The sequence below is a fragment of the Amycolatopsis sp. NPDC058278 genome, assembly GCF_042881395.1.
In the GTDB taxonomy this organism is placed as follows: domain Bacteria; phylum Actinomycetota; class Actinomycetes; order Mycobacteriales; family Pseudonocardiaceae; genus Amycolatopsis.
Window position 1 is genome coordinate 58,790 of the sequence record NZ_JBHVXZ010000018.1, and the last position, 15,970, is coordinate 74,759.

At 72.5% G+C, this 15,970-nt stretch carries 16 protein-coding genes; 9 read left to right on the forward strand and 7 right to left on the reverse strand.

The genetic code is table 11. The annotated features are described in order from the left end of the window. Nucleotides 1-31: 31 nt before the first annotated feature. Nucleotides 32-1,249 carry a CynX/NimT family MFS transporter gene (locus tag ACFVYA_RS12045; RefSeq protein ID WP_387044667.1) on the forward strand — a complete coding sequence of 406 codons (1,218 nt, stop codon included), beginning with the start codon at nucleotides 32-34 and terminating at the stop codon, nucleotides 1,247-1,249. A gap of 28 nt (nucleotides 1,250-1,277) precedes the next feature. On the opposite strand, the gene ACFVYA_RS12050 is transcribed toward ACFVYA_RS12045, so the two are convergent. The 3 genes from ACFVYA_RS12050 to ACFVYA_RS12060 form a co-directional block, all read right to left on the reverse strand. Beyond that, complete coding sequence (locus ACFVYA_RS12050) at nucleotides 1,278-2,021, reverse strand: tyrosine-protein phosphatase (protein ID WP_387044668.1); 744 nt, start codon at nucleotides 2,019-2,021, stop codon at nucleotides 1,278-1,280. Nucleotides 2,022-2,042: 21 nt separating this feature from the next. Further along, a complete protein-coding gene (locus tag ACFVYA_RS12055) occupies nucleotides 2,043-3,437 on the reverse strand; it encodes a mycothione reductase (RefSeq protein ID WP_387044669.1) in 1,395 nt (464 codons plus the stop codon). A 96-nt stretch (nucleotides 3,438-3,533) separates the two neighbouring features. Then, nucleotides 3,534-4,418, reverse strand: a complete 885-nt coding sequence (locus ACFVYA_RS12060) for a M15 family metallopeptidase (RefSeq protein ID WP_387044670.1) — start codon at nucleotides 4,416-4,418, stop codon at nucleotides 3,534-3,536. A 178-nt stretch (nucleotides 4,419-4,596) separates the two neighbouring features. Here ACFVYA_RS12060 and ACFVYA_RS12065 point away from each other — a divergent pair, with 178 nt between their 5' ends. Both ACFVYA_RS12065 and ACFVYA_RS12070 read left to right on the forward strand, forming a co-directional pair. Next, nucleotides 4,597-5,412, forward strand: a complete 816-nt coding sequence (locus ACFVYA_RS12065) for a S1 family peptidase (protein ID WP_387044671.1) — start codon at nucleotides 4,597-4,599, stop codon at nucleotides 5,410-5,412. Between the two features lie 18 nt (nucleotides 5,413-5,430). Then, the gene (locus tag ACFVYA_RS12070) at nucleotides 5,431-5,862 is read left to right on the forward strand and encodes a GNAT family N-acetyltransferase (RefSeq protein WP_387044672.1); all 432 of its coding nucleotides are present in this window, start codon (nucleotides 5,431-5,433) and stop codon (nucleotides 5,860-5,862) included. Nucleotides 5,863-5,881: 19 nt separating this feature from the next. Here the strand turns inward: ACFVYA_RS12070 and ACFVYA_RS12075 are convergent, their stop codons facing one another. From ACFVYA_RS12075 to ACFVYA_RS12085, 3 genes are all read right to left on the reverse strand, one after another. After that, nucleotides 5,882-7,057 (reverse strand): 8-amino-7-oxononanoate synthase, encoded by a 1,176-nt coding sequence (locus tag ACFVYA_RS12075; protein ID WP_387044673.1) that lies wholly within the window; start codon nucleotides 7,055-7,057, stop codon nucleotides 5,882-5,884. Between the two features lie 108 nt (nucleotides 7,058-7,165). Beyond that, complete coding sequence (locus ACFVYA_RS12080) at nucleotides 7,166-8,767, reverse strand: DEAD/DEAH box helicase (protein WP_387044674.1); 1,602 nt, start codon at nucleotides 8,765-8,767, stop codon at nucleotides 7,166-7,168. A gap of 322 nt (nucleotides 8,768-9,089) precedes the next feature. Next, a complete protein-coding gene (locus ACFVYA_RS12085) occupies nucleotides 9,090-10,052 on the reverse strand; it encodes an RIO1 family regulatory kinase/ATPase (RefSeq protein WP_387044675.1) in 963 nt (320 codons plus the stop codon). Nucleotides 10,053-10,336: 284 nt separating this feature from the next. Here ACFVYA_RS12085 and ACFVYA_RS12090 point away from each other — a divergent pair, with 284 nt between their 5' ends. The 5 genes from ACFVYA_RS12090 (at nucleotide 10,337) to ACFVYA_RS12110 (ending at nucleotide 14,121) form a co-directional block, all read left to right on the forward strand. Further along, on the forward strand, nucleotides 10,337-11,875 hold the full coding sequence (locus tag ACFVYA_RS12090) for a phytoene desaturase family protein (protein WP_387044676.1): 1,539 nt from the start codon (nucleotides 10,337-10,339) through the stop codon (nucleotides 11,873-11,875). 174 nt (nucleotides 11,876-12,049) lie between these two features. Continuing rightward, a complete protein-coding gene (locus ACFVYA_RS12095; RefSeq protein ID WP_387044677.1) occupies nucleotides 12,050-12,316 on the forward strand; it encodes a hypothetical protein in 267 nt (88 codons plus the stop codon). After that, nucleotides 12,297-12,452, forward strand: coding sequence for a hypothetical protein (locus ACFVYA_RS12100; protein WP_387044678.1), 156 nt, complete (start codon nucleotides 12,297-12,299; stop codon nucleotides 12,450-12,452). Before ACFVYA_RS12095 ends, ACFVYA_RS12100 begins: the two co-directional genes overlap by 20 nt. Then, on the forward strand, nucleotides 12,449-13,222 hold the full coding sequence (locus ACFVYA_RS12105; RefSeq protein WP_387044679.1) for a hypothetical protein: 774 nt from the start codon (nucleotides 12,449-12,451) through the stop codon (nucleotides 13,220-13,222). Before ACFVYA_RS12100 ends, ACFVYA_RS12105 begins: the two co-directional genes overlap by 4 nt. Beyond that, nucleotides 13,219-14,121 (forward strand): hypothetical protein, encoded by a 903-nt coding sequence (locus ACFVYA_RS12110; RefSeq protein ID WP_387044680.1) that lies wholly within the window; start codon nucleotides 13,219-13,221, stop codon nucleotides 14,119-14,121. The genes ACFVYA_RS12105 and ACFVYA_RS12110 overlap by 4 nt, the downstream gene beginning before the upstream one ends. Here ACFVYA_RS12110 and ACFVYA_RS12115 read toward each other — a convergent pair. Then, on the reverse strand, nucleotides 14,111-15,004 hold the full coding sequence (locus tag ACFVYA_RS12115) for an MBL fold metallo-hydrolase (RefSeq protein WP_387044681.1): 894 nt from the start codon (nucleotides 15,002-15,004) through the stop codon (nucleotides 14,111-14,113). The genes ACFVYA_RS12110 and ACFVYA_RS12115 overlap by 11 nt on opposite strands. Nucleotides 15,005-15,086: 82 nt before the next feature. Here ACFVYA_RS12115 and ACFVYA_RS12120 point away from each other — a divergent pair, with 82 nt between their 5' ends. After that, nucleotides 15,087-15,932, forward strand: coding sequence for a LysR family transcriptional regulator (locus ACFVYA_RS12120; RefSeq protein WP_387044682.1), 846 nt, complete (start codon nucleotides 15,087-15,089; stop codon nucleotides 15,930-15,932). Nucleotides 15,933-15,970 lie beyond the last annotated feature (38 nt).

Consider the following 15,970-nt stretch of genomic DNA (forward strand, 5'->3'; position numbering starts at 1 on the left):
CAATCATCCTACGTATGCGATAGTAGCGGGCATGCGCGTCGAACACCGTGAACCCGAACTGGACGGTGCCGTCGAGGTCCGGACGCCCGGCGTGGTCGCCGCCGGGGCGCTGCTCGCGATCGCGGTGGTGCTCACCGCCCTGAACCTGCGACCGGCCATCACCGGCGTCGGGCCGATGCTCGCCGAAATGCGTGGGGACCTGGGCACTTCCGTCGTCTGGGCCGGCGTGCTCACGACGTTGCCGACGCTCTGCTTCGCCGGGGCCGGGCTGGCCGCACCGCTGCTCGCCCGCCGGGCCGGGGTCGGCGCCGCCATCGCGATCGCGCTGTGCGCCCTCGCCGCCGGGCTGGTGCTGCGCGTGCTCGACGGACCCGCCGTGGTGCTCGGCGGGACGCTCGTCGCCACCGCCGGGATCGCCCTGATCAACGTGCTCATCCCGGTCGTCATCAAGGACTCCTTCCCGGCTCGCATCGGCCTGCTGACCGGCGTCTACACCGCCGCGCTGCAGGGCGGCGGCGCGCTCGGTTCGGCGGTGACCCCCCGGCTCGGCGACGCCCTCGGCGGCTGGCGCCCGGCGCTGGGCGGCTGGGCGGCGCTGGCCGTCGTCGCGCTGCTGGCCTGGATCCTCGCAGCCCGCGGCACCGGCCGGGCACCGCGGCCCGCCGACGGGGCCGAAGACGGCCGCTCGCTGCTGCGCAACCGGCTGGCCTGGATCGTCACCGGCTTCTTCGGCCTGCAGGCGTTCTACGCCTACGCGGCGATGGGCTGGTTCCCGCAGGTGCTGATGGACGCGGGCGTCCGGCGCGACGACGCCGGGCTGCTGTTCGGCCTGGTTTCGCTGATCGCCGTGCCGATCAGCCTCGTCGTCGCGCCGATGGCGGCCCGGCAGCGCGGGCAGAGCCCGTGGATCGTCGGGCTGAGCGTGTTCGGCGTCGCCGGGACCATCGGCCTGATGCTCGCGCCGTCGTGGTCGCCGCTGCTCTGGAGCATCCTCGTCGGGCTCGGCATGAGCACGTTCTCGCTGGCCCTGACCGTGATCGCGCTGCGCGCGCGGACCGGCGCGGACACCGCCCGGCTGTCCGGGATGGCGCAGGGCTTCGGCTACCTGTTCGCCGCGCTCGGGCCGTTCCTCTTCGGCCTGCTGCACGACCTCGCGGGCGGCTGGACCGTGCCGCTGGCCATGCTGCTCGGCCTGCTCGGCGTCCAGATGACCTTCGGCGCCCTCGCCGGCCGCCACCGCTTCGTCTGAAAGCCGGGAGTGACGCTGGAGGCGTCACTCAGCCGACGGTCAAGCGGGCTTGCAGGGCGGCGAGTTCGGTGGAGGACAGACCGTGGCCGAGGAGGAAGCCGGGCATCGTCAACGACGCGATCGTCGAGCTCAGCGACGCTTCGATGGTGGTGTTCCCGGCCGCGAGCAGCGCGGTCACCACGGTGAGCTGGTCACGGAACCCGAGTTCGTCGTGACGCTGCTTCATCCGGTCGTAGGTCAGCAGGTAGTCGGCGATGATCTCGCCCGGCGCCGCTCCGGCCAGCGTGAGCAGGACAAGGGCCAGCAGCCCGGTCCGGTCCTTGCCGCCGACGCAGTGGAACACCACGCACCCGGGTGGGGCGTTGGCGATCGTGCGCACGGCGGAGATCACCAGCTCGGGGTGTTCGGCGAGCATCGCCGGGTAGTGCAGCGGAGAACCCAAGCTGTCGATCTTCGTCCACCGCTCGTAGAACGGTGTGCCGACCGGATCCAGCGGAGTCCGCGCGGTGGTGATCCCCGCCGGCCTCGGCGCGTGGTCCGGCTCGCGCTCGCCGGGGTTTCGCAGGTCGACCACAGTGCGTACCCCGTAGGCCCAAGCCGCCGCCCACCCGGCCTCGCTCAGGCGCGCCGGCGCCTCCATCCGGACCACCGCCCGCGGTTTGACCCGGCCCAGCCCGCCCAGGTCACGAACGTTGACACACCCGTCCCAAGAAAGCTCTCTGCCACCGGTCACAGTCGCAAGACGCGCCGACCCCGTCCCGGGTTGGCGCACCGATCGGCGTGCGGGAACCGCTCAGTCGAGAGGCAGGTTGAGCAGCGCGTTCTCGATCAGCTCGGGCATCGCCGGGTGGATCCAGTACTGGCCGCGGGCCATGCTCCGCGCGTCGAGGCCGAAGCTCATCGCCTGGATGAGCGGCTGGATCACCGAGGACGCCTGCGGGCCGATGATGTGCGCGCCGAGCAGCTGCCCGGTCGCCGGGTCGGCCAGGAGCTTCGCGAAGCCCGTCGTGTCCTCCATCGCCCAGCCGTAGGCGATCCCGGCGTAGTCCTGCTTCGAGACCACATAGGACACCCCGAGGTCGCGGGCCTTCTGCTCGGTGAGGCCGACCGAAGCCACCTGCGGGTGGGTGAAGACGGCGTGCGGCACGAACCGGTGGTCGGCGGTGATCCGCTCGTCCGGGTGCAGGAGGTTGTGCTGCACCACGCGGGCTTCGTGGTTCGCGACGTGCTTGAGCTCGTGCGGTGACGAGAGGTCGCCGAGCGCGTAGATGCCCTCGACCGCGGTCTGCTGGTAGTCGTCGACCACGACGTGCCCACTGTCCATTGTGGTCACTCCGGTCGTGGCGACGTCGAGGAGGTCGGAATTCGGCTTCCGGCCGGTGGCGATCAGCAGCACGTCGCCCTCGACGGTCTCGGCGCCCTGCGGTCCTTCGAGGTCCAGCGCGACGCCGCGTTCGGTCTTGCGCGCCCGCACGGTCTTGCGGTCGAGGCGGACGTCGAACCGCTCGGCGGCCAGTTCGGTGAAGCGCGCGCTGATGTCCTCGTCCTCCGAGCGCAGCAGCCGCCCGGAGCGGTTGACCAGCGTGACCTGGACGCCGAAGGAGGCGAAGACGTGCGCGAACTCGGCCGCGATGTACCCGCCGCCCAGGATGACGATCCGCTCGGGCAGCTCGTCGAGCCGCATCACGGTGTCGGAGGTGTGGTATTCGACGCCGTCCAGGCCCGGGATGTCCGGGATGACCGGCCGCCCGCCCGCGGCGAGCACGAAGTTGTCGGCGGTCAGCACCTCGTCCGGGCGTCCGTCGGCGAAGCCGACCCGCAGCTCCTTGGGGCCGGTGAAGCGGCCTGTGCCCTCGTAGACGTCGACGTTCGCGTTGTCCTCGTGGCTGCGGCGGTACTCCGCGCCGCCCGCGGCGATCGGGTCGATCCGGCCGAAGACGCGGTCACGGATGTCGCGCCAGCGCACGCCCTTCAGCTCCTCGTCGACACCGTACTTGGCGCTGTGCGAAGGCGTGTACGCGACGTCGGCGGCGTACACGAACATCTTCGTCGGGATGCAGCCCACGTTGAGGCAGGTGCCGCCGAAGGTGCCCTTCTCCACGATCGCCGTCTTCTTGCCGGCGAAACCCGGGCCGAGGATGGAGTTCCCCGATCCCGTCCCGACGATCACCAGGTCGTAGTGGGGCACTGCATCCTCCGCGGGTCCGGGTCCGGTCGATTCACCCTAGCCAACCCCGCCGCGAAGGCGGGTGTTCCCCGTTGTGCTCGACGTCGTACCACGTGGTCAATGGCCGGTCGCGGTGAAGTGCATGCGGTCGGTCGGGCTGCGCCAGTTCCCGCCCCAGCTCCACCCGATCGCCGCGAACGCGCGCACGGTCGCGTCGCCGGCCAGGACCATGCCGGGCCGTTCGCGCGAGCGGCCGACGTACGCCGACGCGAGCTCGGGGAGCACGAGATCGCCCTGGGTGTAGGGGTTGCAGAACGGGTTGACGTCCACGGCGAGCCCGTAGGCGTGCGCCGACCACGTCGTCTGCCCGCGGGCCGGGCGGCAGACGAACGCGCTGGTCGAGTTGCCGTCCCCGGTCGGCGGCGCGGTGAGCTCGGCCGGGCTGGTCACGCGTAGCTCTTCGAGCGGGAAGCGCGCGGCGAAGAGCTGCCCGAAGACCTTCGTGATGCCCGCCGCGCCAGTGGCGTTCACCAGCATTTCGCCGGTGTGCGCGCGGCCGTCGAAGCCCCAGAAGGACATCGTCAGGTAGCGGAGGTCAGCCGCTTTGACGGGGCAGGCGGGTTGCCAGGTGCTGCGCGCGAGGACGTCCGCGGGCACGGCGCTGATCGTCGACGCGTACGCGCTGCCCGCCGGTGGGGGAAGCACGTCTTTTGTCGGAAGTGCCCGGTTCACCAGTTCGGGTGGCGTGGGCTCGACCTCGCCGAAGCCGTCGGGTCGGCGGGGGAGTGGCCGGGCACCCACCTGCCAGGCGACGGCAGGTGCGCTCGACGCCGTCGCCGTCGGGGCCGCGGTGCTCGCCGCGCTCGTCGTCGACGCAGGTGCTGCAGGCGACGCAGTTGCTGCAGGTGCTGCAGGTGCAGCTGGTGGCGTCGGCGGCGCTTCCGGCGAGCACCCGCTCATGGTGAGGGCCAGTGCCGCCCCCGCCGCTGCTTTCCGCCACATCCGGCCAGCTTGGCAGAAGCGGTCCCCGGGCGGAGACCACCCGTTCCAGTGACACCGTTTTGGGCCCCCTCGGCTTAGGGTATTGAGCGAACGTCGTTCACGCACCGGAGTCGTCCGGGTGCCGAGTGCTCAGCTCCGTGCTGCGTCGAAAAGTGCTGCGTCGAAAAGGGGAAGACCCATGTCCGTGAAGTCCCGCCGATCCCTGCTGTTCGTGAGCGGCGCGCTCCTCGCGGTCGCCGCGGTCGCCGTCCCGGTCGTGGTGGGCACGGCGGCGGCGGACCCGGCTTCGGCCAACCAGCCGCGGATCGTGGGCGGCGACAAGGCTTCGCTGTCGGACCACCCGTACGCGGTGTACCTGACCGACGCGGGCGGCAACCAGTTCTGCGGCGCGGTGATCGTCAGCTCCACCTCGGTCGCGACGGCGGCGCACTGCGCCAAGGCGGTGGCGAAGCAGGACATCCGCGTGGTGGCCGGCCGTGAGGACAAGCGCACGAGCGACGGCCAGGTCCTGGGCGTCTCCAAGGTCTGGGTCGGCCAGGGCTACACCGACCCGACGCAGGGGGCCGACGTCGCGGTGCTGACCGTGCGCGGCCAGCTCGACTACCGGCCCGCGAAGCTGCCCGGCAGCGGGGACGCGGGGCTGTACGCCAAGGGCACCCAGGCGACCGTGCTCGGCTGGGGCCGCATCGCCGACGGCGGCGCCCGCTCCGACTACCTGCGCAGTGCCGAGGTCCCGGTGGTGTCGGACAGCGAATGCCACACCGCCTACAGCGTCTACGACCAGCGGACCATGGTGTGCGCGGGCTACGACGAGGGCGGCGTCGACGCCTGCCAGGGCGACTCCGGCGGCCCGCTCGTGATCGGCGACACGCTGATCGGCATCGTCTCCTTCGGCGACGGCTGCGCGAAGGCGAACCGGCCGGGCGTCTACACGCGCGTCTCCACCTACGCCAAGGACATCGAGACCCAGGCCAAGCCCCGGCTCCTCGGCTGAGCGTGCTAAGCAGGGGGTATGCCGACCCTGCACGACGCGACCGGTCCCGAGCTGACCGCCGCCCAGTTGCACGACATCCTCCGCCTGCGCGTCGACGTGTTCGTCGTGGAGCAGAAGGCCGCGTACCCGGAGCTCGACGGCCGTGACCTGAGCCCGGACACCCGCCACCTGTGGTTCGAGGACGCCGGCGCGGTCCTGGCGTACCTGCGGGTCCTGCTCGACCCGGGTGGCATCCGCCGCATCGGCCGCGTGGTGACGGCGGCCCACGCCCGCGGCGCCGGCCTGGCGGCCCGCCTGATGGACGCGGCCCTGACGATCCCGGGCGAGTACGTCCTCGACGCCCAGACGTACGTCCAAGGCTTCTACGCCCGCTACGGCTTCGTCGCGGAAGGCGCGGAATACCTGGACGACGACGGAATCCCCCACATCCGCATGCGCCGCCGCGCCTGAGCACGTCTTCCGGTGCGGGTCAGGCGATCGCGCCGCGCGGGGCTGTCGCGGTGATGACCTTGACCGCACGGTCCACATCGGACTCCGTGAGGTCGGCCCGCGCGGTCAGCCGCAGCCGCGAGATCCCGTCCGGCACCGACGGCGGCCGGAAGCACCCGACGCGGATGCCCTGCTCCGCGCACGCCGCGGCCCACGCCACCGCCGTCTCCGCGGACGGCGCCTGCACCGAAATCACGGCGGCGTCCGGCACGCTTGCCTTCAACCCGGCCGCCTTCAACGACATCGCCAGGTTGCCCGCGTTCTCGAGCACCTTCCCCGCCATTCCCGGCTCTTCCTTCAACGCGTGCAACGCCGCCAACGCGGCCGCGGCGCTCGCGGGCGCCAACGCGGTGTCGAAGATGAAGCTGCGCGCCGTGTCCACGAGGTGCTTGATCACCCGGCGCGGCCCGATCACCGCACCGCCCTGGGCGCCGAGGGACTTCGACAGCGTCAACGTCGTGACGACGTCGGGCGCGCCCGACAGCCCGGCGGCGTGGACCGCGCCGCGGCCGCCCTCGCCGAGGACGCCGAAGCCGTGCGCGTCGTCCACCAGCAGCGCCGCGCCGTGCGCACGGCAGATCCCGGCCAGCTCGTCGAGCGGGGCGAGGTCGCCGTCGACCGAGAACACCGAGTCCGTCACCACCAGCGCCCGCGGCTTGCGGCGGGTCGACAGTGCGTGCTTGATCGCCGACGGCGTCGAGTGCGCGACCGCGGCGACGTCGGCCCGAGACAGCCGGCAGCCCTCGATCAGCGACGCGTGGATGTACTTGTCGGTGACGATCGCGGACTCGGACCCGGACAGCGCCGTCACCGCACCGAGGTTCGCGGCGAAGCCGGAGGAGAACACGAGCGCCGCCTGCGCGCCGCAGAACCGGGCGAGCTCCAGCTCCAGCTCGGTGTGCAGCTCGGTCGATCCGGTGACCAGCCGGGACCCGGTCGACCCGGCACCCCAGCGCAGCGCGGCGGCCGCGGCGGCCCCGGCGACGCGCTTGTCGCGGGCCAGCCCGAGGTAGTCGTTGCCCGCCAGATCCAGCTCGTCGGCCCGCGCGGGACGCGGTCGCAGCTGCCGCACCAGTCCGGCGCTCGCCCGCTTCTTCGCTTCCACGTCGAGCCAGTCGAAAACCTCGTCGGGCGGGAGCGTCGGCGGCGTAGTCACGTCCCGCAGTCTCCCACCCGGACCTCGATGCTCCGCCAAGCGGGCCCGGAAACGCCGGAAGCCCCGGACCGCGAGGTCCGGGGCTTCCGAAGGATGCGAAAGAGACGATCAGCTGTCGTAGCCGCGACGCGGGCCACGGCTCGGACGGCCGTAGCCACCGCCGCCGTTGCCCGAACGGGGCTGACGGCTGCGGCCGCCGAAGCCGCCGGGGCGGCCGCCTTCGCGCGAACCCTGGTAACCGCCACGGTCGCCACCGCGGTCACGGTCGCCGCCGTAGCTGCTGCCGCCGCGCTCGCCGCCCTGGCTGCTGCTGCTGCCGCCGCGGTAACCACCGCGGCTCGAGCCGCCGAAGCCGCGGTCGCCGCGGAAACCGCCACCGCCGCCACGACGCGGGCTCTCGCGCCGACGCTCGATGACCGGCTCGCCGCTGGGCTCGCGGGCACCGGTGATGCGAGTCAGTGCTTCGTCGCCCGGGCGGACCATCGTGGACTCGGCGCGGACGCCGGCTCGGTCGGTCATCCGCTTGACCATGCGACGCTGGTCGTTGGTGACCACCGTGACGACGACGCCGGACGCCCCGGCGCGCGCCGTGCGGCCCGCGCGGTGCAGGTAGTCCTTGTGGTCGGCCGCCGGGTCGACGTGCAGCACCAGCGAGATGTCGTCGACGTGGATGCCGCGCGCGGCGACGTCCGTGGCGACCAGCACCGGGGTGTGGCCTTCCTTGAAGTCGGCGAGGACGCGGTTGCGCTGCCCCTGCGTCTTGCCGCCGTGCAGCGCCGCCGCGTTGACGCCCTGCTCGCGCAGCCGCTCGGCGAGGCGGTCGACGTGGTGCTTGGTGCGCACGAACATGATCGTGCGGCCGTCGCGGGCGCCGATCTGGGTGATGACGTCCTGCTTGTCCTGGTGCGAGACCTGGAGCACGTGGTGGTCCATGGTCGTCACGCTCGCGGTCGACGGCGCGACCGAGTGCGTGACCGGGTCGGTCAGGTACTGCCTGACCAGGCGGTTGACGTCACCGTCGAGGGTCGCGGAGAACAGCAGCCGCTGGCCCCCCGGCGGGGTGAGGTCCATGATCTCGCGGACCTGCGGCATGAAGCCCATGTCCGCCATCTGGTCGGCCTCGTCGAGGGCGATGAAGTTGCAGTCGCCCAGGTGCGCGGTGCCCTGCCGGACGTGGTCCGACAGCCGGCCAGGGGTGGCGATGAGCAGGTCGACGCCGCGGGACAGCGCGTCCGCCTGGCGGGCGAAGGCCATCCCGCCGACGGCGGTGCGGCACCACAGGTTGAGCGACCTGGCCAGCGGGGTGAGCGAGTCGGCGACCTGCATGGCCAGCTCGCGGGTGGGAACGAGGATCAGCGCGCGAGGACGCTTCGGGCGGGCCTTGCCGTCGGCCAGCCGGGCCAGCATGGCCAGGCCGAAGGCGAGGGTCTTGCCGGAGCCGGTCTGGGCGCGGCCCAGCACGTCGCGGCCGGCCAGCGCGTCCGGGATGGTCGCCGACTGGATCGGGAAGGGGCTGTTGATGCCCGCCTCGCTGAGCGCGCGGAGCAGCGGCTCCGGCAGGCCCAGCTCGGCGAAGGTCTTGGTGGCCACGAGCTCGACCGCGTCGTCGCGCAGCATGTCGCCGCCGGCCGGGCGGGTGCGCGGCTTGCGGTCGGGACGGCCCGCGTGAGCGGACGTCGAGGAAGGGCCGGAGTTGAACGTGACGGTCACAAATGCCTCTCGGACGTGGTTCGTCGCAAGGGAGGCCCGGGCAGCCCGCGCGCAGCAGGGCAAGATGGTGTGCGATGGGCGTTCACAGGGACGGACCCGGCACACCGTGTCATCGCTTGCCGACACTGCGCGCCGCTTGGGTTACGGATCACCGCGAGCCATTCGGTGGCTCTGGAGGCGACGGACACCAACTCATCCACGCCGCCGGTTGCGGTCTGTACTTACTGTACCCGAACCGGAGCCAGGACTACTCATCGAGGTCACCGGTTGTGGGCGGCGTCGCAGTCGTGGTCCGGGCCACAGCCGCGACGCCGCCGCGCGATCACCCGAGCCCGGCGGCGGAAACGAGCTCCACCAGCAGTTCTCCGGTTCGCGTCACGTGCTCGCCGAGACCCCGGCCGTGGAACCACCCGGCCAGGTTGCGCACGTCCCGCGCCAGGAACTCGACGCCGCCGGGGTTGGCCACGACGTCGACGACCTGGGGCAGGTCGATCACCATCAGCCGGCCCCGGTGCACGAGCAGGTTGTACGCCGAGAGGTCGCCGTGCGCGAGTCCCTCGGAGGCGAGCAGCTCGAGCGCGGCGGTGGCCTGGAACCACAGGTCCTTCAGCTCGTCCGGATCCGGGCGGAGCTGGGCCAGCCGGGGCGCGGCGGTGCCGTCCTCCTCGCCGAGGAACTCGAGCAGCAGTTCCGTGCCCTCGCGCTGCACCGGGTAGGGCACCGGCGCGCCGAGCGTCCACAGGCGACTCAACGCGGCGAACTCCGCGACCGCCCACTGTTCGGCGATGAGGTTGCGGCCGAACGCGCTGCGCTGCGTCATCGCCCGCATCTCGCGGGAGCGGCGCATCCGCCGTCCTTCGAGGTAGCCGGCGTCGCGGTGGAACAGCTTGTGTTCGTCGCTGCGGTAGCGCTTCGCCGCGAGCAGCGTGCCCGGCGTGCCGGGCAACCCGCGCCGCAGGAGGTGGACGTCGGCCTCCTTGCCGGTCTTGAGGACGCCGAGGTCGGTGTCGACCGCGGCGAGCTCGGTGACGACCCAGTCCGGCCGGGGCGACGGACCGTGTTCGGCGTCGTCCCAGGTGGACCAGCGGTCGGCCCCGTCGGGCAGCTGGTTTTCGGTGTAGGCGTCGTCGCGCAGTTTCGCGAGGCGGACGCGTTCGGCTGCGGTCAGCCGTCCGCTGCGGGTGGGTTCGGGTTCGTCGAACCGCCCGCGGCGCCGCGACCGCGCCTGGCGGCGGGTGGGCTGGTCGTCGAACAGGTCGAAGTCTTCGAAGTCGTGCTGGCGCACTGGTGGGTTGCTCCTTGGTCAGGGGTGCCCACCGGGCGCGTGAAATCAGCCTCGGGGGGCGGGTGGGTGAGGGCGCGAAAGGGCCCGGACAGTCATCACGACAGGCACCTCCCGTTCTCAGCCACCGGCTCCCTGCCGGGTGCGGACAGGATGGCGGACCGATCCGGCGCCGCGCAACCGGATTTAGCCGAGGGCTGCGAAAGGAGTATTTGTGACGTTTCCTTGAATTCGGCCCCGCGGCGTGGTCACGATGAAAGGGCAGGCCGAACGAGGAGGGGCGGCGGATGGACAGCTACGACGTGGTGATCGTCGGCGGGGGGCACAACGGCCTGGTGGCGGCCGCGTACCTGGCGCGGGCGGGCCGGTCGGTGCTCGTGCTCGAACGGCGGGGTGAGACCGGTGGCGCCGCCGTCTCGTTCCGCGCGTTCGCGGGCGTGGACGTCCGGCTTTCGCGCTACTCGTACCTGGTCAGCCTGCTGCCGAAGAAGATCGTGGCCGATCTCGGCCTCGACGTGGAGCTGCGACGGCGCCGGATGTCGTCCTACACCCCGTCGGGCGGCTCCGGTCTCCTTGTCGACAACGACGACGCCGTCCGGACGGCGTCGTCGTTCCGGGCGGTCACCGGGTCCACTTCGGACTTCTCGGCCTGGCAACGGTTCTACGAGCTGACCGGGCGCGTCGCCGGGCGCGCGTTCGGGACGCTCACCGAGCCATTGCTGTCCGAAGTGGACTTCCGCGAGCGCGTCGGCGACGCCGAGGCGTGGTCCTTGCTGTTCGAACGGCCGATCGGCGAAGCGCTCACGTCGTGGTTCGGCCACGACACGGTACGCGGCGTGGTGCTCACCGACGCGCTGATCGGCACGTTCGCCCCGGCGGACGGCGAGGACCTGCGGCAGAACCGGTGCCTGCTCTACCACGTGATCGGCAACGGCACCGGCGACTGGGACGTCCCGGTCGGCGGTATGGGCGCGGTCACCCGTTCGCTCGCGGCGGTGGCCGCCGCGGCGGGCGCGCGCCTGATGACCGGTGCGGAAGTGCTCTCGGCCGACCCGGACGGCGAGGTGCGCTACCGGCGTGACGACGCCGAGTTCGCCGTCCGGGGCGGGCACGTCCTGGCGAACGTCGCGCCGGCGACGCTCGCGCGGCTGCTGGGCGAGGAACCGGCGGAGCGCCCGGAAGGCGCACAGCTGAAGGTGAACATGGTGCTGACGCGGCTGCCGAGGCTGCGTGACCCGGACGTCGATCCGGCCGAGGCGTTCGGGGGCACTTTCCACGTCAACGAAACCTTCACCCAGCTGGAGACGGCGTACCGCGAGGCGGCGGCGGGCGGGATCCCCACGCTGCCGCCCTGCGAGATCTATTGCCACTCGTTGACGGATCCGTCGATCCTCGGCCCGGCCGAACGCTCGGCCGGCACGCACACCCTCACCCTGTTCGGCCTGCACATGCCGGCACGCCTCTTCGAGGGGCGCAACGAAGAGGCACGCGAAGCGGCGTTGCGCGCGACGCTGGCTTCGCTGAACAGCGTGCTGGCCGAGCCGATCGAGGACTGCCTGCTGACCGCGCCGGACGGCAGGCCCTGTGTGGAGGCGAAGACCCCGCTGGACCTGGAAGCCGAGCTGGGCCTTCCGGCGGGGCACATCTTCCACCGGGACCTGTCGTGGCCGTACGCGGAGGATCCGGCCCGGGCGGGTAGCTGGGGCGTCGAAACCGCTCACGAACGCATCCTGTTGTGCGGCGCGGGTGCCGCGAGGGGAGGTGGTGTCAGCGGCATCCCCGGCCACAACGCGGCGATGGCGGTGCTCGGCGCCCCGGGTGCCTGACCGGAATCGGTGATCCTGAATTGCCCACGGCTCATATCCGGTGAGAAAACCACGGTTTCCGCCGAATCGGCGCTGCCCCATGCAGGTGCATCGCGCGGGGCGGCGTTGACACCCGGATCCGCCGGGTGCTCCCATGAAAAGGCCGGTGACGGGTGGGGCGCGGGAGGAGTCACGATGGGCGACCAGGCTGCATTCACGGATTTCCCGCTCGAGATCAGAAGGCGCGCGGCGAGCTACCTCGGCTTGACTTCCCGGACCGGAATTCCCGAAGCGTCACGGATCGGGTCCGAGGGTACCGAGAGTTCCGAAAACACCGAGCGTTCCGAAGGAAAGGAAGGCACCGAAGGAAGCGAGAGCAGCGAGCGTTCCGAGATGACGGAAACCAGCGAGAACACCGAGACCAGCGAATCGATGGAGCGGTATGCCGGCCGGTTCCGCTGAAGGTGACGGCAGCACCATCGCGCCCGGCGAACCGTTCATCCCGGCCGAAGCGCGGCCCCCGGTGGCCGACGAATTGGCGAGAACCGCCTGGCAGGTCGCGGCGGCCCTCGAGGTCTGGGAAACCAGCGGGCGATGACGCTCCTGGTCATCGCCCCGGACACGGACGAGACGGCGGCCCGGTTCGCCGGTTTCGCGGTCCGGCAAGGGATTCCGACGGTCGTCGCGCACGGGTTCGGCCGGGTCGGCGTCTCGGTGCGGGCGACCCGGGAGCGGGTCTGCCGGGCGCGGCTGACGTGCGACGGCGCCGAGATCAGCGGAATCCTCAACCGCGGGACCGGCGGCTGGAGTGACGAGTCGAACCCGGATCGCGCGTTCGCCGCGGCCGAGACCTACGCGGCGTTGTGGTCGGCGGTGGCGTTGTGGCCGGGGCCAGTGGTCAACCGGCCGTCGGAACACGGCTTCCTGGCGCGCCTGGACCCGCTGGAACTCGCCGGCGCCGGCGTCGTCGAGCCGCCGCGCACGGTGATCCTCAACGACGGTTCGGCGCCAGGCCGGGAGGTGTACCGCATTCCCGAGTGGACAGTGGTGGATCCCGACGCGCCGCGCGGCCGGTTCGACGTCGTCCAGATCGCCGACCCCGGCCGCGCGCGCCGGTTCCTCGTCGCCGGAGCCGAGGTCTTCGAGGTGGGCGGCGCCGGAGGACGGCTCGCCCGGGAGACGGCGGATCGGGTGGCTCCGATCGTCGGCTGGCTCCGCGGGCGGGGCACGGTGTTCGCCGACTTCCGGGCGGAACTGGGAGCCTCTGGTCCGCGGCTGGCCGACGTCTCGTGCTGGCCGGGGCACCAGCTGTTCCCGGACCTCGAGGACCAGGTCTACGCGGCGCTGCTGGCCGGGCTCACCCCGTGATCCTCTGCCTGGGCGTCGCGGCCGACCCGACCTTCACGGCCGGGCTGCGGGCCCTGCGCCGGGCCGGGATCGCGTTCCGGCCGGTCGACCTGCCCTCGCTGACCATGCGCGGCAGCATCCGGATTCCCTTGGAGCGCCCGGCCGACACGGTGTTGTCGCTGGACGGCGAGAGCCACCGGGCCGGGGACTTCACCGCCGTCTGGGGCCGGCTCGTGGAGGTCGCCTCCGCCGCGCCCACCGCCGAACTGGCGGCGGCCTCGGCGGGCCAGACCGAGGCGCTGGCGCGGATCCTCGAATTCGTGCCCGGCAAGGTGATGAACCCGCCGCTGCGCGAAGCGTCGGGATTCACCAAGCTGCTGCATTCGGTGGTCCTCGGCGAAGTCGGCGGCTGGCGGATCCCGGAAACCTGCCTCACTTCGGACCCGGGGGAGGCACGGGACTTCGTCCGCGGCTGCCGTGCCGGGGCGATCTTCAAAGGTGCCAGCGCGACGAAGACGTGGGCGACGGTCTTCGAACCGCACCACGAGTCGCGGCTGCCCCGGCTGGTCCACCTGCCGGTGCTGTTCCAGGAGCGGATCGTCGGGCCGGACGTGCGCGTCCACGTCGTGGGGGGCCGCTCGTTCGGCGAGCTGATCGACTCGCCGGTGCTCGACTACCGGACCGTCCGCGGGACCAACGACTACCGCCCGCTGGTCCCGCCCCCGGAGATCGCCGAAGGCTGTGCGCGGCTGACCGGGCACTGCGGCGTCCCGCTGCTGGGCGTCGACTTCAAGATCGAGCGTGCCACCGGCGAGTGGTTCTTCCTGGAGGCCAACTCGATGCCGTGCTTCGAGGGCTACGACGAGCGAGCCGGCGGCGCCATCTCGCGGGCGATCGTCGAGTGGCTCGTCACGCCGTGACGCCGTGTTCCGCGCAGAGGCACCCGATGCCCGGTTCGATCCACTCCCGGCCCGCCCACTCCGGATGGCGCTCGACGAGCACCGCCCGGACCTCGGCGACGAGCTGCTCGGAGTCCATCGCCGAGTCCCGGCGCCGCCACGTCTCGTCGCGCAGCTCCCGCAGGTAGTCGCGGACGTCGGTGAGCACCGGCAGCCCGCCGATGTCGCCGTGGCCGGGGACGACCACTCGGGGCCCGGCTGACACCAGCCGGTCCAGGACGGCGAGCCAGCCGACGCCCGAGACGTCCGTGTCGTGCGGCGGGAACCACGGGAAGATGGCGAACTGCCCGGTCTCGGCCAGGTCGCCGGTGAACAGGACGCCGGCGTCCGGGACCTCGACGACCTGGTCACCGGCGGTGTGGCCGCGGCCGGTGGGACGCAGCCGGACGGTCCGGCCGCCGAGGTCGAGGTCCCGCGTGCCGTCGTGGACCTCGTCGGGCGCCGGCAGCTGGACGCCGTCGAGGCGGCGGGCGATCGTCTCGCCCAGGCCGCGGAACATCGCCAGGTAACCCGGGCCCCGGGTGGCGAGGTCCTCGGCCTGGCCGCGGTTGACCAGGTAGGTCGCCTCGCCGGCGAAGACCTGCGCGCCGAACGCGTGCTCGGGGTGGAAGTGCGTCGTGGTCAGGTACAGGCGCCGGCCCTTCGCCACTTCGCGCGCGAAGGCGAGCACCTGCGCCGCGTTGGCGGTGCCGATGCCCGTGTCGACGACCAGGACGGCCTCGGTGCCGCCGACGACGCCGATGTTGGGCACCAGGTCGACGTGGTCGTTCGGGATCACCAGCAGGTCGGGGGCGATCTCCCGGGCGCCGGAGACGCGCACGGCGGGATCGGTCAGCTCGGTCATGCCCCGATTCCACCGCCGCCCGGGCACCGGCGTCCAAGACCGGTTCGGTGGTGCCGATACCGGGCGAATATCGTCGCCGGTCATGGAGCTGCGCACGCTGCGGTACTTCGTCGCGGTCGCCGAGGAACTCCACTTCGGCCGGGCCGCGGCGCGGCTGCACATGAGCCAGCCGCCGCTGAGCCGGGCGATCAAGCAGCTGGAAACCGACGTCGGGGCCGTCCTGCTGCTGCGGTCCGCCGCGGGCGTCACGCTCACCCCGGCCGGGACGGCGCTCCTGGCCGAGGCGCGGGCCCTGCTCGACCAGGCCGACCAGGCCCGCGTGCGCGTCGCCACGGCGGCGGGTGCGCCGAGCCTCACGGTCGGCATCCTCGGCGACGGCGCCGACCCGGCCGCGACCCGGCTGGCCGACGCGTACCGGCGGCAGCACCCGGACGTCGAGGTCCGCGTCCGCGACGCCGATCTCACCGATCCGACGTGCGGGCTGCGGGCCGGCCTGGTCGACGTCGCGCTGACCCGCGGGCCCTTCGACGAGACCGGCTTGGCGGTGCACGAGCTGCGCGCCGACCCGGTGGGCGCGGTGCTGCGCGCCGACGACCCGCTGGCCGGCCGTGTCCGGGTCACGCTCGCCGACCTGGCCGGACGGCGCTGGTTCCGGTTCCCCGACGGCACGGACCCGGTCTGGCAGGCGTACTGGCACGGCGGCGAACCCCGCGAAGGGCCGGTGGTGCGGGCGGTCCAGGAGTGCTTGCAGGCGGTCTTGTGGAACGGCACCGTCGGGCTGATGCCGCTCGGGCACCGGCCGCCGGGCGAACTGGTCGTGGTGCCGCTGACCGGCCTGGCGCCGAGCCCGGTGGTCGTCGCCTGGAAGGACGCCGGGCCGCTGGTCCGGTCGTTTGCGCAGCTCGCGGCGGCCGCGTACCGGGACTGAACGGCGGTTCGCCGGGCGGCGTGGCGGCCTCTTGAAAA

Coding starts and splice junctions, on each gene's coding strand:
- ACFVYA_RS12045 (WP_387044667.1), top strand. CDS start 32: ATGCGCGTCGAACACCGTGAACCCGAACTGGACGGTGCCGTCGAGGTC.
- ACFVYA_RS12060 (WP_387044670.1), bottom strand. CDS start 4,418: ATGTGGCGGAAAGCAGCGGCGGGGGCGGCACTGGCCCTCACCATGAGC.
- ACFVYA_RS12065 (WP_387044671.1), top strand. CDS start 4,597: ATGTCCGTGAAGTCCCGCCGATCCCTGCTGTTCGTGAGCGGCGCGCTC.
- ACFVYA_RS12070 (WP_387044672.1), top strand. CDS start 5,431: ATGCCGACCCTGCACGACGCGACCGGTCCCGAGCTGACCGCCGCCCAG.
- ACFVYA_RS12090 (WP_387044676.1), top strand. CDS start 10,337: ATGGACAGCTACGACGTGGTGATCGTCGGCGGGGGGCACAACGGCCTG.
- ACFVYA_RS12095 (WP_387044677.1), top strand. CDS start 12,050: ATGGGCGACCAGGCTGCATTCACGGATTTCCCGCTCGAGATCAGAAGG.
- ACFVYA_RS12100 (WP_387044678.1), top strand. CDS start 12,297: ATGCCGGCCGGTTCCGCTGAAGGTGACGGCAGCACCATCGCGCCCGGC.
- ACFVYA_RS12105 (WP_387044679.1), top strand. CDS start 12,449: ATGACGCTCCTGGTCATCGCCCCGGACACGGACGAGACGGCGGCCCGG.
- ACFVYA_RS12115 (WP_387044681.1), bottom strand. CDS start 15,004: ATGACCGAGCTGACCGATCCCGCCGTGCGCGTCTCCGGCGCCCGGGAG.
- ACFVYA_RS12120 (WP_387044682.1), top strand. CDS start 15,087: ATGGAGCTGCGCACGCTGCGGTACTTCGTCGCGGTCGCCGAGGAACTC.